Annotated in this window: 23 protein-coding genes; 9 read left to right on the top strand and 14 right to left on the bottom strand. The window is 58.5% G+C overall.

From position 1 onward, the window contains the following. Positions 1–25: 25 nt before the first annotated feature. Positions 26–937 carry a tRNA 2-thiocytidine(32) synthetase TtcA gene (ttcA, locus tag MDG893_RS10145; RefSeq protein WP_007153687.1) on the bottom strand — a complete coding sequence of 304 codons (912 nt, stop codon included), beginning with the start codon at positions 935–937 and terminating at the stop codon, positions 26–28. A gap of 74 nt (positions 938–1,011) precedes the next feature. Between ttcA and MDG893_RS10140 the strand changes: the two genes are divergently transcribed. Genes MDG893_RS10140 through MDG893_RS10130 form a run of 3 tightly spaced genes read left to right on the top strand, consistent with a single transcriptional unit; the run spans position 1,012 to position 3,415 of the window. Beyond that, positions 1,012–1,656 carry a TetR/AcrR family transcriptional regulator gene (locus tag MDG893_RS10140; protein WP_007153686.1) on the top strand — a complete coding sequence of 215 codons (645 nt, stop codon included), beginning with the start codon at positions 1,012–1,014 and terminating at the stop codon, positions 1,654–1,656. 27 nt (positions 1,657–1,683) lie between these two features. Continuing rightward, positions 1,684–2,346, top strand: coding sequence for a DNA-J related domain-containing protein (locus tag MDG893_RS10135; RefSeq protein WP_007153685.1), 663 nt, complete (start codon positions 1,684–1,686; stop codon positions 2,344–2,346). A gap of 34 nt (positions 2,347–2,380) precedes the next feature. Then, complete coding sequence (locus MDG893_RS10130; protein WP_040474495.1) at positions 2,381–3,415, top strand: polysaccharide deacetylase family protein; 1,035 nt, start codon at positions 2,381–2,383, stop codon at positions 3,413–3,415. Positions 3,416–3,418: 3 nt separating this feature from the next. On the opposite strand, the gene MDG893_RS10125 is transcribed toward MDG893_RS10130, so the two are convergent. From MDG893_RS10125 to MDG893_RS10110, 4 genes are read right to left on the bottom strand one after another with little or no spacing between them, the layout of a single operon-like run. Then, positions 3,419–4,471 carry a MalM family protein gene (locus MDG893_RS10125; protein ID WP_007153683.1) on the bottom strand — a complete coding sequence of 351 codons (1,053 nt, stop codon included), beginning with the start codon at positions 4,469–4,471 and terminating at the stop codon, positions 3,419–3,421. 35 nt (positions 4,472–4,506) lie between these two features. Next, positions 4,507–6,132 carry an OmpP1/FadL family transporter gene (locus tag MDG893_RS10120; protein WP_007153682.1) on the bottom strand — a complete coding sequence of 542 codons (1,626 nt, stop codon included), beginning with the start codon at positions 6,130–6,132 and terminating at the stop codon, positions 4,507–4,509. A gap of 37 nt (positions 6,133–6,169) precedes the next feature. After that, the gene (locus MDG893_RS10115) at positions 6,170–7,180 is read right to left on the bottom strand and encodes a hypothetical protein (RefSeq protein WP_007153681.1); all 1,011 of its coding nucleotides are present in this window, start codon (positions 7,178–7,180) and stop codon (positions 6,170–6,172) included. A gap of 59 nt (positions 7,181–7,239) precedes the next feature. Next, on the bottom strand, positions 7,240–8,040 hold the full coding sequence (locus MDG893_RS10110) for a C39 family peptidase (RefSeq protein ID WP_007153680.1): 801 nt from the start codon (positions 8,038–8,040) through the stop codon (positions 7,240–7,242). 252 nt (positions 8,041–8,292) lie between these two features. Between MDG893_RS10110 and malT the strand changes: the two genes are divergently transcribed. Then, the gene (malT, locus tag MDG893_RS10105) at positions 8,293–11,058 is read left to right on the top strand and encodes an HTH-type transcriptional regulator MalT (RefSeq protein WP_007153679.1); all 2,766 of its coding nucleotides are present in this window, start codon (positions 8,293–8,295) and stop codon (positions 11,056–11,058) included. Positions 11,059–11,071: 13 nt separating this feature from the next. Here the strand turns inward: malT and MDG893_RS10100 are convergent, their stop codons facing one another. Beyond that, positions 11,072–11,392, bottom strand: coding sequence for a TraR/DksA family transcriptional regulator (locus MDG893_RS10100; RefSeq protein WP_007153678.1), 321 nt, complete (start codon positions 11,390–11,392; stop codon positions 11,072–11,074). A gap of 134 nt (positions 11,393–11,526) precedes the next feature. Between MDG893_RS10100 and MDG893_RS10095 the strand changes: the two genes are divergently transcribed. The 5 genes from MDG893_RS10095 (at position 11,527) to MDG893_RS20705 (ending at position 14,608) form a co-directional block, all read left to right on the top strand. Next, positions 11,527–12,897, top strand: a complete 1,371-nt coding sequence (locus MDG893_RS10095; protein ID WP_007153677.1) for a sodium:solute symporter family transporter — start codon at positions 11,527–11,529, stop codon at positions 12,895–12,897. A gap of 314 nt (positions 12,898–13,211) precedes the next feature. Next, a complete protein-coding gene (locus tag MDG893_RS10090) occupies positions 13,212–13,481 on the top strand; it encodes a type II toxin-antitoxin system Phd/YefM family antitoxin (RefSeq protein ID WP_007153676.1) in 270 nt (89 codons plus the stop codon). Then, complete coding sequence (locus MDG893_RS10085; RefSeq protein ID WP_007153675.1) at positions 13,482–13,781, top strand: type II toxin-antitoxin system RelE/ParE family toxin; 300 nt, start codon at positions 13,482–13,484, stop codon at positions 13,779–13,781. It begins immediately after the preceding gene. A gap of 90 nt (positions 13,782–13,871) precedes the next feature. Beyond that, positions 13,872–14,144: a hypothetical protein gene (locus MDG893_RS10080; protein ID WP_007153674.1), complete on the top strand. Its 273-nt coding sequence runs from the start codon at positions 13,872–13,874 to the stop codon at positions 14,142–14,144. Between the two features lie 86 nt (positions 14,145–14,230). Beyond that, positions 14,231–14,608 (top strand): GFA family protein, encoded by a 378-nt coding sequence (locus MDG893_RS20705; protein ID WP_007153673.1) that lies wholly within the window; start codon positions 14,231–14,233, stop codon positions 14,606–14,608. 60 nt (positions 14,609–14,668) lie between these two features. On the opposite strand, the gene MDG893_RS10075 is transcribed toward MDG893_RS20705, so the two are convergent. From MDG893_RS10075 to MDG893_RS10040, 8 genes are all read right to left on the bottom strand, one after another. Beyond that, positions 14,669–15,664 (bottom strand): AgmX/PglI C-terminal domain-containing protein, encoded by a 996-nt coding sequence (locus MDG893_RS10075; protein WP_007153672.1) that lies wholly within the window; start codon positions 15,662–15,664, stop codon positions 14,669–14,671. A gap of 2 nt (positions 15,665–15,666) precedes the next feature. Continuing rightward, a complete protein-coding gene (locus MDG893_RS10070; RefSeq protein WP_007153671.1) occupies positions 15,667–16,167 on the bottom strand; it encodes an ExbD/TolR family protein in 501 nt (166 codons plus the stop codon). Further along, a complete protein-coding gene (locus MDG893_RS10065) occupies positions 16,164–16,661 on the bottom strand; it encodes an ExbD/TolR family protein (RefSeq protein ID WP_007153670.1) in 498 nt (165 codons plus the stop codon). Before MDG893_RS10065 ends, MDG893_RS10070 begins: the two co-directional genes overlap by 4 nt. A gap of 24 nt (positions 16,662–16,685) precedes the next feature. After that, positions 16,686–17,393: a MotA/TolQ/ExbB proton channel family protein gene (locus MDG893_RS10060; protein WP_007153669.1), complete on the bottom strand. Its 708-nt coding sequence runs from the start codon at positions 17,391–17,393 to the stop codon at positions 16,686–16,688. A gap of 135 nt (positions 17,394–17,528) precedes the next feature. Further along, on the bottom strand, positions 17,529–17,846 hold the full coding sequence (locus MDG893_RS10055) for a hypothetical protein (RefSeq protein ID WP_007153668.1): 318 nt from the start codon (positions 17,844–17,846) through the stop codon (positions 17,529–17,531). After that, positions 17,843–18,442: a tetratricopeptide repeat protein gene (locus MDG893_RS10050; protein WP_157132809.1), complete on the bottom strand. Its 600-nt coding sequence runs from the start codon at positions 18,440–18,442 to the stop codon at positions 17,843–17,845. The genes MDG893_RS10055 and MDG893_RS10050 overlap by 4 nt, the downstream gene beginning before the upstream one ends. Continuing rightward, positions 18,429–21,296, bottom strand: a complete 2,868-nt coding sequence (locus MDG893_RS10045; protein ID WP_007153666.1) for a tetratricopeptide repeat protein — start codon at positions 21,294–21,296, stop codon at positions 18,429–18,431. Before MDG893_RS10045 ends, MDG893_RS10050 begins: the two co-directional genes overlap by 14 nt. Next, positions 21,289–23,328, bottom strand: coding sequence for a tetratricopeptide repeat protein (locus MDG893_RS10040; protein WP_007153665.1), 2,040 nt, complete (start codon positions 23,326–23,328; stop codon positions 21,289–21,291). Before MDG893_RS10040 ends, MDG893_RS10045 begins: the two co-directional genes overlap by 8 nt.

Below are 23,328 nucleotides of genomic sequence, written 5' to 3'. Positions count from 1 at the left end.
GGGCCGGACTGCCAGCTCGAACCGGTCAGATATTGAGCACATCCAACCGTCCGAAATCAGGTGTTTGCGGCTCGACAGTCCCGGCACTTTGGCCCGGTTCAGAATGGCGGTGACCCTCGCGGAAGTTGTACAGAGAGGTATCGGCGAGGTGTGACGGCTCAACGTTGCACATGGCCCGAAACATGGTTTCCAGGCGCCCCGGGTGCTGCTTGTCCCAGCCCTGAAACATGTCCTTGATTACCTGACGCTGCAGGTTTTCCTGGGAGCCGCAGAGATTGCAGGGAATGATCGGGAACTCGCGCAAGCGCGCATAACGGGCAATGTCTTTCTCCCGGCTGTATGCCAACGGGCGAATCACCGTGTTCCGGCCGTCGTCACTGTGTAGCACCGGCGGCATGGATTTCAGCTTGCCGCCATAGAACATGTTCAGGAACAACGTTTCCAGCAGGTCATCCCGATGGTGCCCCAAAGCAATCTTGGTAACGCCGTGCTCTTCCGCAAAATTATAAAGAATTCCGCGACGTAGACGGGAACAAAGTCCGCAGGTGGTCTTCCCTTCCGGCACTTTTTCCTTAACAATACTGTAGGTGTCCTTCTCGATGATGTGATACTCAATCCCAAGAGCCGAAAGGTACTCAGGCAGCACTTCCTCCGGGAAGCCGGGCTGTTTCTGATCCAGGTTCACAGCAATCAGCTCAAAGCGCACCGGCGCGCTTTTCTGGAGATTCAACAGGATATCGAGCATGGCGTAGGAGTCCTTGCCGCCAGACAGGCAGCACATGACTTTGTCACCAGCTTCGATCATCGAGAAATCAGCAATCGCCTGCCCCATTTCCCGGCGCAGGCGCTTCTGCAGCTTGTTCAGTTCCAGTTTCTGTTTGCGCTCCGCTTCAGGAGCCTGGGCGGTTTCGGAGTTGGCAGTTATTGCTTCGGGCATAGGAAAACGTCGTTCATAAGGTCAGTGAGCGTCGGATTATACGCGTGCAAAAGTTCCAGGGACAGGATACAGACATGGATATGTTAGACACAAAACCGGAAGCCACCGGTAAACGGGAATTCAACCGTATTCGCAACCGCAGCGCCATTCTTGACGCGGCACGGGAGTGCTTCCGGGAGCGGGGGTACGACAACTCCACCATCCGCGATATCGTACGCCGCACCGGCCTGGCGGCAGGCACCTTCTACAATTACTTTTCCAGCAAACAGGACATTTTTGCAGCTCTGCTGACAGATTTCCTGAGCGGCCTCAATCACAACCTTACCGAGTGCCGAAAGTCCGCAAATTCTGCCGAAGACTTCGTCTATTTCGCGTACCTGGCGCTGTTCCGGGCCACCGCCAGCGACCCATTGGTTTACGAGCTGGCGCATCGTAACGACCGTGCTATCCGTGAACTGTTCGGCTCGGACATTCTCGGGCTTGCCATGCTCTCCCTTGAGGACGACGTCAGAACCGCCGTTGAGCGCGGCCTGTTGCCGGAGATGGACGAAGAGTACCTGTGCGCCGCCTTTTTCGGTGTGGGCTACGAGCTCAGCCTGCGCCTGGCGTACCGCGCCCACGATCGGCCCGCCGACGCCGAGGCCGAAGCCAGGAACGCCACCCGGTTCGCAACCAACCTGTTCCTGAAAGGGTTGGAGGGGGACATGCCTCTTCCGTAACGGCGCCCTGTCGCCTACCATTGGGGCATGAATCAACCCGATACCGCAACACAGGGCGCCAAGGCGCTGGATGCTGACGCACCCGATGAGACGCTGAATTTTCAGATTCAGCACCTGCTGGTTGCCACTGAGCATATCCTTCGTCGGCACCCAGCCGGAATCAACGAGCTGGGCCTTATCAAAACCCTGCAAAAGCCGCCCTGGGAGCTGATTGGTGAGGTCAACTTCGGTGAGCCGGACAAGCTCTATCCGGTTCATTTCCTGCTGTTCCATGTGCTTTACCGGCTAAGAGATCAGCTCGCCGCCAGCGGAGAAGCACTGGCCATTTCGCCACTGGTGATTCAACTCCGGAAAAGTGCTGTAGTGGCAGGCGCAGGTATGCCCGACCGCATGGATGAGTTGCGAAAATTTTATCTGGACCTATCCAAGTACGAGCTGCCGGAAGACGCCATCAACCGGATGATGGATGACTTTTGGGCCGGGCGCAGTGGCTACCGGCCCGCAGCCACGGAGGCACGTGAAGCAGCGGCGGTCCTGGGTTTTGAATCCATTCCGCCAGGCTTTGACGACGTAAAACAACGCTTTCGCCGGGCAGTCATGCACGCACATCCGGACCGGGGTGGCGAAACCGAAGCCATCCAGGACCTGAACCAGGCCTTCGCCGTGCTGAAGGCACATTTTCGGACCTGATTGCAGCGGATATCACGATTTCAAGGACACCCCAATGGCAACACGAACGACGATCCGATCCCTTTTGCTTATGCCCCTTGCGGGATTCGCCCTGACGGTCAATGCCGATCTGGTAGTGCTTCAGTACCATCATGTCAGTGACTCGACGCCATCCTCCACCAGTACGTCAGTGTCCCTGTTCCAGGGACAAATGGATATGATTGAAGACCTTGGGCTGGAGGTCGTTCCGCTCGAATCGGGAACCCGAGCAGCACTGGCGGGTGACTTGAGCAACAAATCCCAAGTTGCCATTACCTTTGATGATGCTTACGAGTCCGTCTATTCACAGGCGGCGCCAGCCCTGCAAGAGCGGGGGTATGAGTACACCATATTCGTCAATACCGAGGCGGTGGGTAGCCATGGCTATATGACCTGGGATCAGTTGCGGGAAGTCAAAGACCGCGACGGCGTGACCATCGCCAACCACAGCAAAGACCACGGCCACCTGGCAAAACGCCCTGGTGAATCCGATAGCGACTGGGAAGCACGTGTCGATCGCAGCCTGGATGGGGCCCAGGAAACACTCTCCGAAAAACTGGGGACCAACGTGCCTATGTTTGCCTATCCCTACGGTGAGTTTGACGACGCATTATTACGCAAGATTGAGGCACGCGGCTGGCTCGGCTTTGGACAGCAATCCGGCGCCATCGGGGAGACTTCCGCCGCCACACGTCTGCCCCGGTTTCCGGTGGCGAACGCGTACGGACAACTGAACAGCCTCGAGGACAAATTACGCAGCAAGGCGCTGCCGGTCGATGCCAGCCAGCTGCCGGACGGCGTTATCTCGGAGAACCCGCCAACCCTCTCGTTTACCGTACCTAACACCATCAGCGTCGACCGGTTGAGTTGTTTTGCCTCCGGCCAGGGGCGCGTAGACTTCCAGGTATCAGGTGGGGACAGAGTCGTTCTGAAGGCACCGAAAAGCTTTAACAGTCGCCGCTTTCGCTACAACTGCACCCATCCGGCCCCCGATGGCAGCTATTATTGGCTGTCACAGCAATGGCTGGACCTGAGCCAGCCGGAAGACTGAACGTCACTCGCCAGCGCGGGAGAGACTGAGTTCACCGGTACGGGTGTGAGGGATGGCCTTGGGCCCGTACTTGCCCTCAATAACCGTCTGCCCCGCCAGATCCGCCTCGCGGGTGAAGATCACCATCCAACGCTCACCCCGGCTCGGAAACACCGGAATGTAAGCGTGAAGGTAGCCGTACTGATACCAGGATTCAGGAACATATCTGGCCACCAGATCGGTCACGATTCGAACCGGGGCGAACGAGGCATCAAGAAACGCCACTGAGGGCACAAACATTCCTTCGTGGTTGAACGACCTGAGGTGGAGGATGAAATCGGTCGTTTGCTCCGCCGGCGGCAGCCTGACCAGGCGGTAATGGCTGTCACCCGTGCTGAACGAATGGCGCGGGGCGTTGTCACCCATTGAAACTCCGAATTCACGACCTTCCTGCCATTGCTCTGGCTCCGACCGTTCCAGCGCCTGACAGCATTGCCCTGCCCATTGCTGGAAGAAACTTTCCTCTCGAGGATCGATTCCCAGGACTGCCATGGCCTCAGGGTCAGCATCTTCCGGCAGGCCCGGCGGCCCGATTGTTTCCCCCGGCTGGTGGATACTGGCCTCCGTCAGTTGAATCGGCGGCTTGATACGCCCCTTCTCGACAGCGGTGCGGGTATCCGGCTGGTAATAGCTGACACGAAGGTTGCCCTGAGCGTCCCGCCAGGTGAAATAGGGCTTGGGTTCGCCCGGACGAACATAGCCATCTTTTTCAAGCTGATGGCCATCAGGATAGTTCTCGAGGTTGTACTCTTCGTGATATCCGCCAGACGAGGTGTCGCCGGCCGGTGTTGGTTCGACAGCGCTGGCCCGGGAAGCACCATCGCCCTCTGCTTCCGTGCTCTCGCCCTCATCCCTGTCACCGGAACTCTGCGGTATCGGCGAATGCCGTACCCGCCCCTGCTCGTCCACCCAGGTAAAATAGCCTTCGCGGCTTCCGGACGAATCGGAGCCCGACAACTGGCAACCATGCAGCACCAGCGCCAGGCAGGCAACAACCATAAAACGGCTTTTCGGCATCGGGGCACAACACCCTGTTCGCAAGCGCATTCGCGTCAGAATTTGGTACGGAAACTGAGACCCGCCATCACAACCCGCAGTGATGTCTTCACATCCAGCCCCGCATAAGGGTTGTAGATGATATTGGTGATATTGTCACAGTTTAAGTTACAGCTACCGTTGGCTGGAATTGTTTCCACTGAGTGCAGATAGCTCAGGTTCATGTCGATCTCGGTATCCTTGTCCCACTGGTAACCCATGCCAACACTGTAGAGATTTGCGCCACCGAACGGCGCCATGATTTGGCGCTGGTCGTCCGGAATGACAGAGTCGCGAATTTCCATGCCGGCCCGCAAATCAAGCCGCGAAGAAGCGTGAAACTCCAGCCCGAAGCCCCAGTTCCATTGATCAGTGAAGCCGAGCGGCAATCTCAGGGTGTTCGGCGTGGCATTCTGTGGCGACAGTATCCGCGCGGCGTTCAGGAACTCCAGATTACGGTCAAAGCGGAACACAAAGGCGTCCCACTGTTTGTAGTCCGTCCAACCTACATCCACGTTAACCGTCAACTTGGGATGAACATCAAGACTGATGCCGGTCTGGAAATGCTGGGGATACGTCAGATCCATGGACACGTTACCCGCTTCCCTCGGCGCACCGGAAGGCAGACTGAGAATCGCGGAAGTGATGGCACCCAGTACCGAGCCGTTGACGCTCTGCCAGAATCCGGACCAGTCATCGGTGTACTCGATCTCAAAAGTACCCTTCATGTTCATGTCGGCTTCTGAGGTATAACTCGCCCCCCAGGTGAACCATTCCGTCGGCTCCCACATCACACCCAGCGCGTAGGTGGGCGACAGGGTTTCCTGCACGTTGATGCTCAACGCGCCAATATCATCCCAGGGCCCAACGTTTCCCCCACAGAGGGCAAGCCACGGCTGCAGGGGTTCATCCCCGCTTTCACAGTTGAACGCGTCCTGGAGCACCTCTGCGACACCCAGCAGCATGTTGGGCGCACGCATGTACTGGTCCGCGGCAATCCCCATGTGCGACAGATGGATGCCGGCACCCACTGACCACTCGTCGTTAATCTTGTACCCAACGGTTGGCGACAGATAGGTTGTCCGCTGCAGGGCGGTTGCCTGTGGCATATAACGACCCGGGTCGTCCTTGTCACGATAGAAACCGGCGGCCAGCGGCAGGTAGAAGGCATTGCCAAAGGTCAGTTTGGACCCCGGCGGGTTGATGCTGATACCGGCAGACGGCGCGATGGCAGGGCCTGGCGGCGCGCGCAATATGCCAAACCCTGGAAGATACAGGGCAACATTGTTGGTATGGCTGTGCTTGTTGGCGACCGGATCTTTCTGCTTACCGGTGAGAGGGTCGGTTTCCAGGCCATCAATGCCGAAAATCTCGTACCCATCCGGTGCGTGAAAATCAGCGTCAATGTCTAGATAAACGCTCATCAGGTTGACTTCAAGCTGACGCCCATCCAGCTTGGTCAGCCCCGCCGGGTTGTAATGAATGGCCATAATGCCCGGTGGATCGGCTGTAACCGCATTTCCCAGAGCCAGCGCCTTCGGATGGATGGTCAGGTTCTGCGCCAGCTGCGCCTCGACACCACAGGTCACCGAGGCAGCCATCATGGCAGCGGCAATCTGTCTTTTGTGGCTGGTTATTCCCATGAAATCTTCCCTTCCCGTAGAACGTCAGAGGCTGAACTCACTCTTTGAGACCTGAGAACCGGATGGGCAGGGACACGCCCAGCGAGAAATCAGGTGCGTCTTCGGTAAGGCCAATACCAAGGCTGGTGTTCACAATGGTGGTGTCACTCACGCGGGTGCCCAGCGACATACTGAGGAAGCCACTCATCTGGTCCTGAGCAACGGCCTGAGTGCCGTCGCTGAAGGACAGGATGGTCTGGTCGCTGTAACTCAACTGGGCGGAAACGCTGAGGGAAATGTCGTAGGACAGCGAATAGGCAAAACCGGCGGAGCCAGAAAGCCCGAAGCCGGGCTCAAGTTCCTGCAACACCCTGGCGCCCCGGACTTGTTGGAGGTCCCTCTCAGGAAGGTTATAGGTGGCGCTGGTAGACCCGAACACAACCACTGGGTCCAACACTTTTGAGAAACTTACGCCGCCGGCAACCGAATAGTAACCGCTGCCGGTGGACAGTTGCTCACCTATATCAATCTCGTAGGGACTGACACCCGTCTTGGTTGTGAAAGTGCCGAAAACCGTCGTGGACATCTTGCCCGGAACATAGGCGAAGGGCTGCCAGCGAGCGGTCGCAGAGATATCGCCAAAATCATAGATGTTCAGTTCGTCCTGGGTATCGTACTTAACCACCAGGGGGATCCGCGTACCGACGGTCAGGTTATCCAACAGGCCATAATCGTAGGAAAACGCATTAGTGAAGTTGTGGGTCGCGGACGGCACCACGTCGAGGTTGCGGACCGAACCATCGGTGATCGCCAGGTCGAGACGCTGGTCACCGGTGTAGGAATAATCGAACGAGTAGTTCAGGGAGTGAGTGCCCTTCTTCTGCAGCGAATAGCTGGTCTCGGCCGCCTGGAACACCTCTTCCAGCTGCTTGGATGAATCCTCATCACCCTCCTGCCTGGCAAGCGCCTCCCTCGCCTCGTCTACGTTTCCTTCCTGCGACAATGCCATGGTTGGTAAAAGGCCAGTCACGGAAAAAAGGATAAAACCTCGCACTAACCAACGATTCATCCTGACTCCCTTATTTCTAATTGTATTGGTTCCTGTGTGCCGGCTTTGCGCCCGGCACGTTAATGGCGCCGGTAAAACAGCTGCTTCCGGGTATTCTCAACGCTGCCGTCCGGATTATTCTTCTGGCGCTCCAGCATGTTTCTGATCCGGCGTTCCGTGGATTCATGGAATTCGGGTAGTTTCTGTAACGCCAACAGCGTCATCGTCTGGTCATCCACGAACCGGAGGTCTTCTTCTTTCAATTCCAGGTAGTCCAGCGGCTTGTCACTGCCGGGGAATACAATAAAGAGCACGTTGTCGTCCCAGTTCTCTTCAAACTGGGCGAGTGTGAAGGAGATGTTGCCGACCGCCGGATCAGCGAGATAAACCCGACCATCGCGAATGGTCCGAAGCACCACGAAGTGTTTGAAACCCGCGTGCTGAATGGGCACGATGGCCGGGTGATCGAGATCAATCAGGTCGTCAATCGTGGCGCGAAATCCGCCAGAGGGGTAACCAAGGGCGGTGACCAGGCGCTTCATATCAAGCATCGAAAAAGCGCGGCGCTGGACGATTCGTTCACTTTCGCCGTAGTGGAGCAGTCCCTCCATGACTTGCCGCTCACCAAGGTTTCTACCGAGGTAAAAATTCAGAACCGTGGTCAGCGCGGCGCTGCCGCAGCTGTAGTCGTAGGCCTGACGAACAATGTTGCGAAACTTCTGCTCGACGAGAGGTTCAACGCGGGTGTCCGTCCGCAACTCAACGGGGCTGGTGTCAAAATCCTGCTCAATCACAATGGTGCCCTGTTCATAAGGCTCCACGACGACCGCCTCCTGGGCCATAGTGAAAGAGAGGATGGATCCGGCGAGTACCAGCAGCATGGTCAGACGAAGTCCCTGTTATTATTAGACATCACGTTTTCCGAGTTACATCTTGTTACGGTAAGATACCGAAATCGCTAACGCCTGAAAGATAACTGTGCCTCAAATCTGCCGCTGCAGAAGGGGCCCTCCCTGCCGGTTTTGAGAACTGGTTCATGCCCCTCAAATCGCGACAACGGGAAGTTGACGCAGAGCCACAAAGCCGGTATCACATTCCTTGCCACTGTCTGACACCAATTACTGAAGATCCTGATGACAACAACACTGAATCCGGGACAACTGACGTTCATCGCTGCCAAAAACCAGAGCCCACAACCACCACCCGCCCTTTTACACCGGGAAAAATTCAACGATCTTCTCCACGGCCTGGAACCGGTAAGCCTGCTTCTGGTGCATGCGCCCGCGGGCTATGGCAAAACCACCACAGTGGCGGACCGTCTTGAGGCACTGGAGGCCACCAGCGCCTGGTATCGCCTGGAAGTGGGCGACAACGACCCGGCCCGGTTTGCAGGCTATCTGGCCAAGGCACTTGAGGTTGCGGCTCCCGGCAGTTGCAAGGCCACGCTGAGGAAGTTGCAGGAGAAGGGGTACGACAATCTGGAGAGTTTTCTCACCGACCTCCTGGCAGAGCTTCCACTGGAAGGGCTGGACGGGGATCCGCTGTATCTGGTGCTGGACGACTACCACCTGATTGACAACGAAGTCATACACAACGCACTGCGCTTCCTGCTGCGACATCAACCTGCCTGCCTGACGCTCGTCCTGATCACCCGGACCGTGCCACCCATTGGCGTTGCGCAACTGAGGATGCAGGGACGGATGACCGAGATCACCTCACGGGACCTGGCTTTCGGTGCCGACGAAGCACAGAGCTACTTCGACAGCCGATTGCCGTTTGAAATTTCGCGGGAAAGCATCGAGCGGGCGGTGAGACGGGTTGAAGGATGGGTATCGGCGCTCCAGCTTCTGTCCGCGTCCGCACTGACCAGCATCGAATTCAACGATTTTGTGGATCAGCTTGAGTACGGCAACCAGCACATCTTTGACTACTTCGACGAACTGGTTGGGCAGGGGCTGACGGAACAGCAGCGAACATTCCTGCTACGAACCAGCATACTGGACCGCTTCAACGCGCGGATGGTCATGCGGGTTATGGACGACAGCAACGGCCAGGCCCTGCTAAGCAGCCTTCTCTCCATGGGGCTGTTTATCACGCCCGTGGACAATTCCGCCCTGTGGTTCCGCTACCATCCGCTGTTTTCCGTCTATCTCCAGCACCTGTTGACCTGCACCACCGAAGAGAACCGCCAACAGCTGCACCAGCGGGCCAGTGACGCCTGGCTGGAACTGGACCACGCTGAAGAGGCCGCCCGCCACGCCATCGCCGCCGACGACGCGGACCGTATCACCCGCGTATTGACCATTCACGGCCGCAAGTTTTTCACCGAAGGCCAGTTTATCCTGCTGCAGCGATGCCTCGACGCCCTGCCCCAGGATGTGATTGCCCAGGATCCAACACTGACCCTGCTTAGGGCCTGGGTGGCCCAGGGCCAATACAAATTTGACGAAGTTGAAAACTGGTTGTCAGCTGCGGAAACCCGTCTGGAAGCATCCATGACCGAGGACACACAGCGCGCCGTGCATGGTGAGTTCAGTGCCATTCGTGCCCAGGTCGCCATGAATTACGGGGATGGAGAGCGCGCCCTGGCACTGGCCCGGGAGGCTATCGACCAGGAAGCCCGCTACCTTCCCACTTCCCGGGTTGCAGCGGCCTCGGTGATTGGGGAAGCGCTGTTTGTGCAAGGGGAACTGGAAGAAGCCCTCGCCCGCATGCAGGAAACCGAACACCTTGCCCGGGCTCACCAGGCCCACCAGAACGTCATCTGGGCGCTGTGTCAGCAGTCTGAAATCAGCGTTGCCATGGGCTTGTTGCAGAAGGCCTACAACATCCAGGAACGGGGCTTCCAGTACGCCGAGGAAAATCACCTCAACCACCTGCCGATACTGGAATTCCTGTTCCGCATCCGCAGCCAGATCATGTGGGAATGGCACCATCTGGAAAATGCTGAGCGGTGTGCGCTCCAGGGCATCGAGATCCTGGAAGCCCAGGGCGAGCGCTGGTACGTGCAAAGCTATACATCGCTGGCCAAGGTGGCCCATGCCAGGGGCCGGCAAAGCCTCTGTGCGGACTACATCGCCAAGATGCAGAAGATGCTTGCCTCCGGCGACTATCATTTGGACTGGGTCGCCAATGCCCATGCCACCATGCTCGCGTACTGGGATGCGGTTCGGGACCGGGAAGCCATACAACGCTGGCTGACCATCGCACCGCCCGTCGACCCCACCACGGCGACCAACCACTTCAATCAGTGCAACGGTCGCAACCGGGCTCGGGCTTACATGAGCCTGGGGCTGTACAGCAAGGCGCAGCCTCTGCTTACAGGACTGCAAGCCATAGCGGAAGAAGTGGGACTTAAAACCGACCTCAACCGCAACCATATCGCGCTGGCGCTACTCTACTGGGACACCGAAGACCGAGAGAACGCCCTGAAGCACATGGTCGCCGCGCTCCAACTGGCAAGCACCACCGGGGCCGTTGGCAGCTTCCTGCGTATGGGCAAGGTATTGATCGTGATCCTGAAAGCACTGATCAATGACGAAGCCATTGACGGCATGGAATTGCAGCGGGCGGAACGCCTGATCCAGTTGGCGCAACAACAACGGGATTTCAGCCGCGCCATCCGGATTTCCCTGGATGAGGCCATCATCCAGGATATTATCGACCGGCCGGATGTGCCGGAACTGATCCGCACATCACCGCTAACCCGCCGGGAATGGCAGATACTCAGCCTGATTCATGCCGGCCTGTCGAATGACCAGATTGCCGAACACCTGAAAGTCGCATCCACGACGGTGAAGACGCACATTCGCAGCCTCTACCAGAAGCAGAACATCAGCCATCGGTCAGAAGCCATTGAACTGGCCAAAGACCTGCTCAGCAAGATTCAGGGAGAGTGATAGTAATTACGGGTCAATCTTCGGCGCACTTCACGCAGACAGTGGTATAGGGCAATACCTGCAGGCGCCGTGGATCAATGTCTTCGCCGCACCCTTCACATTCGCCCCCGAGCCCCTCAGCCAGGCGTTCAAGGGCGTGTTCGATCTGGGCCAGCTCGTTGCGGGTTTCCGTTTCCAGCGAATCGACCACTTCGTCGTTCTGGGTCTGCACGGCCTGTTCTTCGAAGTCTTTCTCCAGCGCGCCTCCCTGGCGATGCTGATGGGCCTCATACTTTGACAGGCGTGCCTTAAGGTCGGCGCGCAGGGTTTCCAGTTCCGATTTGCGATTACTCATTGGGTGGGGCCTCCCCCGTCGGTTCAATTCCGGATGATGACTTACTACAGTAAAGCATAAGACAGACAGTCAATCGCAGCGCCGCGTGGAATATGTCACTATTCCCGGCTTTATGATTAACGGAGAAACACACCATGCTCTACACCACGGTAGCTGCCCTGGCGGCTGCACTCATTCTGTTCACCTGGCTGGGACTGCGGGCGCGCCTGGCCGATGGCGGCCTGGATGATTTCGTGACAGCCCGCAACAGTCAGGGCGCCCGGGCACTCGGGCTATCCTTCCTGGCGTCGGGCATGGGCGGCTGGATACTCTTCGCCCCTCCGGAAGTCGGAGCCCTGATGGGCCCCGTGGCACTGGCCGGCTACGCCCTCGGCGCTGCCCTGCCCTTTATCGTTTTCGCTTTCTGTGGCCCGGCCATTCGCCGTTACCTGCCCGAGGGACGCAGCATTGGAGAATTCGCCCAGGCCTGCTACGGCACATCGGTTCGCCGCTATGTGTCGCTGATCTCCGTGCTCTACATGCTGTGTTTCCTGACCGCCGAACTCACCGCCATCGGCGCCATCACCTCCTTGCTATCAGGCGTGAACGGAAACCTTGCGGTGCTTGGCGTGGCCGTTGCCACACTCATCTACACCACCTGGGGTGGTCTGCGAGCCAGCATCGTCACGGACCAGTGGCAGGCGTTCCTGCTGATCGGGCTACTGGCCATTGTCGGGTTCGTGGCAATGGACCGGCTACCGGAACTGCAAATGGCTGACGCCCCTTCCGCGCCAGTAGGCAGTGCCCTGGGCGTAGCCCTGACACTGGTGATCGCCGTAACCGCCGCCAACCTGTTCCACCAGGGCTACTGGCAGCGCCTGTGGTCCGCCCGCGATATCTCGGCGCTACGTAGCGGCGCCTTGTTGGGCGGCCTGGTCACCATTATCGTGGTTGCCGTCGTCGGCGGCCTCGGCATCGCCGCCGCCATGAGCGGCGCGGATCTGGGCTCTCCCCCCATTCCGTTCTTTGCGCTGCTGTCCGGTGCCCCCGCATGGCTGACGATTCCCGCCCTGGTGCTGGCCCTCACGTTAGTCGCCTCGTCCGTGGACACACTCCAGAACGCCCTCGCCTCCCTGGCAGTAACCGAGAAACAGGGCCTTTCCATCACCTCCGCACGATGGGTAACCGTCCTCCTGATGATTCCTGTGGTGATTGTGGCACTCCAGGGTGTCTCGGTACTGAGACTGTTCCTGATCGCCGACCTGCTCTGCGCGACGGCGGTAATACCGGTATTGATGGGGCTTTGGAAACGCATGACCACCACCGCAGCCGTATTCGGTGGCCTTGCTGGCTTGGTAGGCGCTATTATTCCTGGCTGGGTGACCGGTGGCAGCCTGACGGCGGGCCTTCTCGCCGCCAGTTTCCCCGGTGGCATTCCTACCCTGGCGCCGTTCGTTGGTGCGCTGGTCGCTTCCTCTGTGGTCAGTGTGGGGATAGCGTTGGTTTTGCGGCGGAACGAGCAATAAGCATTCCGGTATACCGCTTATTGGAGTCCAGAAAAATGATCGTTCTGACCATGATTTCTGGCAATACAACGAATTCCCGGCTAACTCTATTTGAATCAAGGGTTAGCCGGATTTTCGAAAGCAGCGTAGGCGAGCTAAGGGCCGAAACTGACAGCGAACACTGGAATCGCGATATTCGGCCGCGAAAAAATTTACGGGAATCAGGCGGTGGGAACAGCTCAGAAACAGTTTTTTCAACAGCCTCGTTACGTTTTTTGACCGCACCTATTAACTGGTGCTATTAATAGTACCATTTCGTTGGTTAGGTAATCACTATGCATGTGAAATTTTCCGAAGATGTTATTCCTCTTTCAGACCTGAAAATCAATCCCGGAAAGGTGGTTGGCCGGGCGCAGGATACGCATCGCCCGATCCTGCTTACCAGTCGTGGCCGAGGCATAGCGGTTGTTCAGGGGCTCGAGGATTATGAGAGAACCGCCGAGGAATTGCGGTTTGTGAAGGCTGTGGCGCAAGGCCTTATGGATGTTCGCGAAGGCAACACCGTATCGCTGGAGGACGCCAAGACAGCGTTGGGCATCAAGTAAATGGAATTACGCATCGCACAGTCCGCTCTTGAGGACTTACAGGCTATTCAGACGTATTACAGAGAGCAGGATGTGCCACATATTGGTGATGATATCGTGGCTGCTATCCTGAAGCACTGTGGGATGCTTCAAACCCACCCCGATGCTGGCCGAGTCGTTCCTGAATTCAGCCTGGATCATATTCGCGAATTTATTCACGCACCATTTCGGGTTGTCTATCTCAGGCAGGCGAAAGAGGTTGTGCTCATACGAGTCTGGCGGAGTGAGAGGCAGCTTGACTTACCACAAAGCGAAACATAGCCAAGCCATGCACCGCTGCCAAACCCTTCGCTATGTTGCGGTTTGCAATCGGTGATGTCGGGCATAATACACAAGGAGTAGTCACAAAAAATGGCAAGGAAGCGCAGCCAAGGTGGGCCAATTGAAACAAGATTGATTGGCCTCTTTGCATCTCTATTTTTCTCCGTGCCCACAGCAGCATTCATCTGGCTCGGGGTAAACAAGCAACTGGCTTACTCGGGTGGTTTTCTCAGCAGTAACTATCTTTTCACCTGTATCATCGTGTTCGCCGTGACAGCGTTGATACTCCCGCAACTGTTTCCGTCTATTCTTGGCAGTATCTGGCGTGGCATCCTCAAGGTCGAGCGTTGGTGGGGGTGGTAACCTTGAGCAAAACCACTCTCAAGTTCGTCCAGGGATTCGATTGTCAGAAATTCAACGCTTTGATTTAGATAAGGAGTTCGCCCAACATGGACGTACGAGGCTTAAACTGCGGCACCTGCCACTGTGGCAGCGTTCAATTCGAAGTTGATCTTCCCAACGGTTTTGAGGACTTGAGCCGCTGCAATTGCTCAATGTGCGCGCGTCGTGGTGCTGTTGTCACCTCGGTTCCACTGGCTGCTTTCAGGATCTTGCAGGGTGCAGAGAATTTAACGCTCTATCAGTTCAATACCAAAACCGCTGAACACTACTTCTGCTCTACCTGCGGGATTTATACACACCATAGACGGCGCTCAAACCCGAATCAGTTTGGGGTGAACGTGGCGTGTATAGAGGGGGTGAACCCCTTTGAGTTGGGCGATATTCCTACCACGGATGGCATCAACCACTCGTCCGATCGCCGCTGATCGCTAATTGCAGGTTAGTCCCGGCCTGGTGGCCGGGACTCGGTAGCCAATAACGTCCGTTCAACCAGATAGCAATTCGATCGGATAGCGGATAGTCGTCCTGTCGACACCCGGGCGGGCGCCGAAATCCACCAATCGAAGGCGGTTGCAGATCTTCTTTTCAAGGGCTGGCTCGTTCAGGGTGGATTCAACCACCGAGCAGCTTGAGACCGCCCCACTCTCTTCAATCACCAGTTCCGGCGTTACGCTGCCCTGCAGTGAGGGTTTGCGGCGCAGTTCGCGGTTGTAAATGCTGTAGATGGCCGATTTGTTGGCGTCCATGGTGCGGCGGAGCTCTTCGCGGCTGCGCTTGCTGGCAGCGGCCTGTTGCTCGCGCTCAGCAGCTTTAGCCTGGGCGACCACTTCTTCCGCTTCCTCCACCTGTGCTCGTTGCCGTTCCGCCAGCGCAACCTCGCGGGTTTCGCGGGTCAGGCCGGATTCATCGACGCCGGAGCTGCGGCCGGTGTTGGCCTTCTGTGCCAGGGTATCGCCGGTCTTGCGGGCGATTGGTTCGGCCGTTGTGACGGTTGACGGGGTGTCCAGTTTGACAGATTTGCCCAAGGCACTCAGCTTGGAGAGCTCATCGCCCATGGCCAGGATACCGGTGTTCTTTGCTTTTTCCCGGGCTTTTTCGACGTCCTGCTGTGTGGGCTCCGGCTTCTCCGCCACCTGGGGTTCTGGCTCCGGTTCGGGCTCAGGCTCTGGCGCCGGCGGCTGGGGCACGGGTTCGGGCTCGGCAACGGGTTGCTCTTCCGGTTCCGGTTTTTCGGGCTCAGGCTCGGGTTCTGGCGTTTTCAGTTCCGGGGGTGGTGGCGGTTCCTGTTTCTCAACAATCAGCTTGGCCAATTGCGGCGGCAGGGCTTCACGCTCTTTGCGGTCCTGCTCCGGTAACTCTACCCAGGTGATGTACGCAGCCGCCACAAGGAACAGCGGGACCACGAGGGTAGCAACCGCAAACAAGCGCTTGCGTTCTCCGGCCTCCTGATTCCAGGGCAATCCCTGACGATACTCTGCCACAGCTAGGCTCCCTGCTCTGTTTTCTGGTTTACAGCCAGTGAAATACTGGCGTAGCCCGCGTCCACGCAGGTGGACATGATTTTCTTCAGCAGTTCATAGGGCAGTTCACGGTCGGCAAGGATGGTGATGGGGCGCCCTGCATCCGGTGCCGGCGCACTGGAGCGGCTGGCCTGGTAGTCCAGCTCTTCCTTCAGGGCGGGCTCAACTTGGCCACCGAAGGCCTGAAGCACTTCCCGTTTCATCACCACACGGCCGTTCACCAGGATATCGTTGTCCGTGACCGTCAGCGCGAGCACATCACCCGGAGGCTGCTGGGCGCTGGAGTCCGGCAGCTTGATGGCGTTGTCCTGGTTCAGCACCTGCACATCGGAGGATGAGTTCACCATCAGGAAGAACACCAGGATGGTAAAGATGTCCATCAACGACACCAGGTTCAGCTTGCTCTGTTGTTTACCACGCCGATGATGGCGCTTCAGGCGTTTGGCTTTCGCAGACTCTTTCATGACTGTTCAGCCCTCTTCGGTGCGTCGCCCAGTGAGATCTCGGGGAACAGCTCGGCCTCAACAACATCACCTGCGACAACCGCTTCGTAAGAGCGCACCTTGTCCATAACCGACACCAGCGTCTGATAAGAGGTGTCGCTGGACGGCATAATGATGATGTTGCGTTTGTCCGGGAGCCTGCCCTTAAGCTCCTTCATGACCTTACCGAGCATCTCGAAGTCGTGGGCCGCTTCGCGGTTTGCGATGGTCTTGATCACGCCGCCCTGGTTGTCGGACACCACAAGCTGGTCTTCGAAGATGACAACCTGTAGCTGAAGTTCCTTCTGCTCTTCAACGGAACTGCTGTCCACGTCGGGAAAATTCAGTTCCAGCACGCTGGTGTGTGCAAACACCATATTCAGTAGCAGGACCGGCACCAGCACGATCATCAGGTTCATGAACGGTGTGATGTCGAGGTCCGCGTCACTGCGAAGCCGACGATGCTTACGCCTCATGGCTTTAGCTCCCTGATTGAACCGTTACGCCACTGATCCGGCGGGGTTGGCCGCACGGGAAGCAGGCTCTGCGGGGCGGGCAGCAGCCGGTGCCTGCGGCCTTGCGCCTGTTCCGTCGGTGATCAGGTTCAGCACCTTGATGCCAGCCATTTCGAAGCTGTCGATGATTTCGTTGGTCTTGGTCTGGAGCACGGAGTGGATCAACAGCAGCGGGATCGCAGACATCAGGCCAAAGGCGGTGGTGTTCATCGCTACGGAGATACTCTGGGACAGCAGGCTTGCTTTCTGAGACGGGTCTGCCGCGGCAACCGCGGTAAAGGCCGCGATCAGGCCGATAATGGTGCCGAGCAGGCCCATCAGCGTGGAAATGTTGGCCAGGGTGGACAGGTACTGGGTGCGCTTCTCGAGTCGGGGCATGACTTCCAGAAGCCCCTCTTCCATCGCGTACTCGATCTCTTCCCGGGACTGGCGACGGGCCAGGCGCTGGAGGCCGAAACCGATCATGGAGGCCATGGCACTGCCGGACTCAGTAGCGTAGTTCAGCGCGCCCTTCAGGTCCTTACCACCAATCATGTGGTGCAACCGGTTGAAATCACGACGATTGGTGATCTTCTGGGCAGACAGGTAGATGTAACGTTCAGCGGCAACGATGAGTCCGATAATCAGCACGATGGCGATCGGATACATGAAAAAGCCACCTTCCTGGAAGAAGCGAACGGCAGTTTCAATCATTTTCAGGGCACTCCATAGTCCGTGTTTGCAGGCTAGTGTATGCGGCAACCGCCCCGGCAGGGGTAAGTTCGCGCAAGTCTTTGTAGCGGTTTGTTTTTACATGCGTATGTGCACAAAAATTGTGTGACGCAGTTCTCACTCCGGTGTTGCATCGGGGCGTCCGGAGGTATTGCCATCCTCCACGGAGGCGCGGAAATACTGATGATAGGACACCAAACGCTGGAATTCCTGGCGCTCCAGGGGCGCGATGGGGCGCTGGAGCATCAACTGCTCATCCGGCCGGGCCAGCGACTGCACGGCCGGCGCCTGCCAGGGCACCAGGTAGAGTACCGTCGGCACTTCCTGATCGCCCCGAATGCGCGTGCCTTCGATGGTCACAACACCATCCTGGGCAACGCAGGGAAATGCGATGGTCAACAGCAACAGGCTGAGTAGGTGTTTTTTCGCGGTCATAAGCGGTTCCTGACATCAAAGATCCAGTCCTTGAGGCGTGGATTCGGTTCTTCCGCCAGCGACTGATACTGTTCGTAGAGAGGCAGTGCCTCCTCCAGCCTGCCGAGGTAGATATCCAGCAGGATGGCCAGGTTCAGCATCGCCGGCAAGTGGCCGGGGTCAGCCTCCAGGGCTTGCCGGTACAGGGTTTCAGCCTGCTCGAACTCGCCCTGCTCCCGGGCCATGACGCCGAGATGGGTCAACGCTGCGCTGTGTTCCGGGTCGCGCTCAAGCACCTGCCGGAAATACGCTTCCGCCTCGTCGGCATTGCCTTCTTGCAGGGCAATAATGCCGAGATTGGCCAGGGGGCCAGTTCGCTCCGGGTCGGCCTGATGGATCTGTTCAAACAGGTCCCGCGCGTTGCCGCTATCCCCTCCCCTGAGCAAGGCAACTGCCTCGCTGAAATCCTGGGTTAGTTCGGCCTCACGGGCCTGGCGCTCTGCCTCCGCCGCATCCGCCGGATCGGTTTTGGGCGAGGACGCACAACCGGCCACCAGCACGACAGCCAGCAGCAGGCCCACTCTTGTCCACGCCTGGAATGACCTAGCCCAGCTCATCGACAACCTCTACGGTGATTTCAGGTTTGTTGTAGCGGCCCGGAAGCAGGGTTTTCAGGGCTTCGTAACTGCGCTGAACCCATTCGTCGAAAATGCCGTTGCGGGCGCGGCTGGCGTTCTGTTCGTGAATATCGATGGCGTTGTCCTCAAACGGATAGGCCTGCTCTTCCAGCAACAGTTCATACTGGGCCAACTCCAGCTCCGACAATCCTTCCGGGCGCTCGGAGTCCATCAGGTCGCGGCCGAGGCGCGCATAGATGTGCGCAATCTGGTAGCCGGCTTCGGTGGAGAAGGACGACACGCCGTAACTCGCAGTTTTCTGATAGGCGATAACGGCCTCTTCCAGTGCTTCGGTCTTAGCCGCCATGCTCTGATTCAGGGGCAGAGTCAGACGAATACTGTCGTAATACGCCAGCGCCTCCCGGGCGAGGATGGCCGAGGCCTCGGCCGCCAGGTAACGCATGCGGTCGTCTGCGTCGTCGGGATTGTTGTCCACCGCATCCATTTGCTTCCTTAGCCAGAAACGGCGGCTACTGTCGTCGCCAATCTCGTCGTACAGTCCAGCCAGGCTGTTGGCGGCTTCCATGTAGACGTCCAGTGGTTCCGGATAGGTATTGGCGTATCGCCGCCAGGTGTCGATGGCCTTGCCGGTATTGCCCGCACGCTCGTACAGATCCGCCGCGATCAGCAGGGTTTCGCGCTTCTCTTCTTCCGTGGTCGCCATGGCAATGAGATTGTTCAACTCATCCCCGGCTTTCTCCCATTGTTCTGTCTCGCGGTAGGCTAATGCCAGACGCGCCGGCAGGGTGTCGATCTGTTCGTGGTCGGGATAGCGGGACCGGAACGCCACCATTACGTCGATGGCATCCTGCCAGTGACTGAGCTCAATCAGCAGAGTGGCAGCGTCGTATTCGGCGTTTGCCCGCAGTGCCGAGGTTGGCGCAACCTCACCCACACGCAGGAATTCACCGACCGCGCCCGCGGTATCGCCGGCATCCGCCAGCGCTTCCGCCTGCCGGAAAACGGAGGCGGCCAGGCTTTCAATAACATCCGGCCGACGCTCATCGGTCTCAGCCATGACTCGCAGCGTCTGTTGATAGGTGGTTTCCGCCTCGGCGTAGCGGCCCAGCTCAAACAGGCTGTGGGCTTTCAGTAACCCTGTTTCGGTCATTATCTCCGCCCCGGGGGCGGGAATGCGGGCGATCATGCGATCCGCCATTTCCACCACCTGCCCGTAACGGCCCCGCTCAAATTCATGCTGCATGGCGATGTAGAGCACTTCTTCCGAGCGCGGGTCATCAGGGAAAGCATTGACGAACCGTTGGCGATTCAACTGCTGGAACTCGGCGTAGTCATTATAGGTTTCAGCGGGTTCCCGAGGCCAGGTCCTGGCGTACTCCCGGAATGCCAGAACAGAGGCATAACCGGCCTCCGCAGCGCGTTCGGGCGGCTCGCCCTCCCAGGGGAAGTCATAAGCAACCCGTTCGAAGGCCTCGATGGCTTCCGGCCACTGGGCCAGCTCAACGTGGGTTTCACCCAGCAGGAACAGCATCTCCGGTGTGCGAGGGTGCGCTGGGAAGGTATCTGCGAAGGCCTCGTAGTACACCGCCGCCTGTCGATAGTGGTCGTCCGATTCCACGCCTTCCGTTTCGCCCGCCAGCACATAGTGGCGGTTGGCCAACTCCGGAATCAGTTCTTCCAGTTGCTGCCCGATATATTGCGCTGTTTCGTCATCCGCCTGTTGCAGGTAGGCGCCGTGAATGCCGTAATCCCGAACGAACGCTGCCTTGCGATCCGGTATGTCGGCGGTAAAGCCGGCTTGCGCCAGGGTGTCGATGATGCGCATGTGGTATCGAGGCGCCCATGGGCTCAGTGGCCGCGCATCGATGTAGCGCTCGAACACGTCAATGGCGTCTGTGTATTGCTCCCGTTCCAGCAGCAGGTCGCTGTAGCGGTCATACACGAGGATTTCATAGGGTTTCTCGCCGGTCTCACGGAAGATGGCCTGCAGGGTGTCCGCGCCGTCCAGGTAAGACAGCGAAAGCCCGAACACGCGGAACAGATCTTCCATCATGGTGCGATATTCCTGCCCGACAGATTCCACGTCCTGCTGCTCCGGCATGACCAGGTCCAACACATTGATGTAGCTGAACAGGGCTTCCCGATAATCCCCCTGCTTGAACTGACTCCAACCCAGCATGTAATGAGCGTTGACCAGGAACGAGGCATCGTCCCTTCTGGTCGGGTCGGCGTCGATCACCGTACGGAACGCCTGCTCAGCCTCGGCGTAACGGCGATTACTGAACAGCAGGTCACCGCGCCGGAACTGGGCCTCGACCCAGAATTTCGAATCCGGATGCTCGTTCACCAGCGTCGTCATTGTGGCAAGGTGCTCATCGCTCATGCCGCGTAGATCGTAGGCGCGGGCCAACTGGTAAAGCACCTGATCATTACCAGGTCGCTCCGGGTACTCGGCTAAAAGCTGTTCATAGGCCTCGATGGCCCCGGCCATCTCATCCATAGCGGTTTCAACCATCGTGTTTTCCGCCCGCTGGAACTCCAGGTCCGCCAGCCGGTGACGCACGGCAACCTGTTTGGCGGGGTCTTCCAGCAAAGGCAGCAAGGCGCGGTAACTGTCCATCACCTCGTCCAGGGATACCTCACTAGCACTATCCCCGACGCTATCGGGCGTGGGCTCGATGGATTGAAGAGTGGCCAGTGTCCCGGGTTGAGGCTGCCTGTCATCCCCGCCGAATACATCCGGCATTGAAAGCGACTGGCAGCCTCCGAGAAGGCCTGCAAAAAGCACTGGCAGCAGAGCATCCAGGCGCCTGCGGATGACCGGCTCAGTCACGGTCACCTCCCGCTTCGGGAGCCGGGCTTACCGTCGCACCATTGCGACCAAGGAACAGCGTGTCAGCCAATCTTGCCGCTGCATGACGGGTTGCCCTGAGGTACCCCTGCACTTCCTGGCTCTGTTGCAGAAGTTCAGCATCCACCAGGGTGAGCAGTTCCGTGCGTGCTGCCGAGAGCGCCTTGTTCACCTCGCCCTGCAATCGTTGCAACGCGGCCTGGCGGGCCGCTACCCGGGCAGCCAGGGCCTGGTTCTCGCCACCCGATGCCATCTCCTGTTCAATCAGTGCGCGCTGATCAACGAACACATCCATGGCCTGGTCCAGTTCCCGCAGCTGCTTTTCGGCAGCCCAACGATTGACCGCGTAATCATCGGCAAGGCGCCAGTTGAAGTACGCCTTCATCCGCTGGAAGGTCTCTCGCTGTTGGCGAGTGGATTCATCATTCGGTAGTTGCGACAGGGTCTGCTCCACCTGCGCCAGTCGGTCCGCCAGTTCATGCTGTTCCTGCGTCATGAAAAAGCGCAGGTCTTCCCTGGCCAATGCGTCTTCGATAGCGCTGCGGTACTCAGCCTGCCGCGCCAGCCATTGATCTGCGTTGAGCGCCTCTAGTGCGTCGCGGGTCTCGCGAATACGTTGTTCCCGCTGCTGGGCACGGGTTGCCAGCATGATATCGAAGGATTCCAATTGCTTCTGCCACTGGCCAAGGGAATCCTGCAATCGATAGAGTTCGTGCAGATCACGCAGGGAAAGTTGAAAGCGCTCGGTCGCTAACAGACCAGCCAGGCTGTAATCCTCGGGCCTGACCTTCACGCGTCCATAGGCATCGGTCAGCACGGTTGGCGCTCCCGGTTCGGGACGCGCCAGTGCCGGGTCCATCGACCCGGCCTGTCCCGGGCTATCACCCTCACGCCCAAAGCGAAGGGCGTCGACCAATTGCGCTTCGGTCAGCTGCTCCCGCTCATTCGACAGGCGGGTGTTCAGAGACTGGTAATGGCTGGCAGCCTCACGGTACGCCTGGAGCGCCTGCTGCTGGCGCCCCATCTGCTCGAACAGGAAGCCACGGGCATAGGGCACCTGCTGCAGCCAGGGTGTAAACAGGGGGCGTTGCTGAAGAGTATTCAACGCTTGCAACGCCAAACCCGCTTTGCCCTCGCGGGAGGCGGCAACCGCGTAGTCAAACAGCGCCTCGTCGGAAAACACGCCATCCAGGGCAATCTGTTCAAGGCTGGCCATCGCGCCTGCAAAGTCGCCCTTACTGAGGTGAAGCCGGCCCATTGAAAGTTTTACCCGTTCGCGGAGCGCAGACATTTCATTGGCCAACGGTGGCTCGACTTCAGGCTGCTCCCTAATCAGTTCGTCAACCAGGTCATCAAGGCTGGCAAGATCGGCCATCGCGGTTTCCGTCTGGCCCTCTGCCAGCCGGCCAACCGCCTGATTGTATTGCAGGTAGGCCCGCCAGGGAGAACTCTCCGGCAGCGCATCGATCAGTTCGTCAACGCTTTCCCCATTGGCCGGCGCCGTTCCGGCCAAGGCCAGTTGACCCCTAAGGTACAGCCACTCGTGGTAAAGCTCGTCGCTTTCGTCCTGCAACAACTCGTCATCCACCCGCTCAAGGGCATCTCGTGCCGCGGCAGGATCCTGCTCCAGGTAGAACACCTTGCCCAGATAGAACCAGGCCTGGTTACGGGTGCCCGGCGCCACCGCTGCGTCTTCGTCCAGTAACGCCCGGAACAGCGCACCGGCTTCCTGAGTCATGCCGTAGGACAGCAGCAGGCCGCCCTCCACGAGGGCCGGATGGTCGCCATGGCCATCGATGCCACCTTCCGCTGCGGCCACGTTGAGGCGGGTCAGCGCCTCAAACGCATTGCCCTGGTAATACTCGTACAGGGCCACACCATAGGCAGGATCATTGGCGCGCTGCGGCAGTTCATCACCCACAGCCACCGGACCGTGAAGCAACGCAGCAAGCGCACCGGTAAGAGCCAGTCCAGCCGGTGTACCTGCCGTTATTCGGTTCAGCCACTCAATCAC

It is taken from the genome of Marinobacter algicola DG893, assembly GCF_000170835.1.
GTDB lineage: Bacteria > Pseudomonadota > Gammaproteobacteria > Pseudomonadales > Oleiphilaceae > Marinobacter > Marinobacter algicola.
This window is presented reverse-complemented; position numbering and strand designations above follow the sequence as displayed.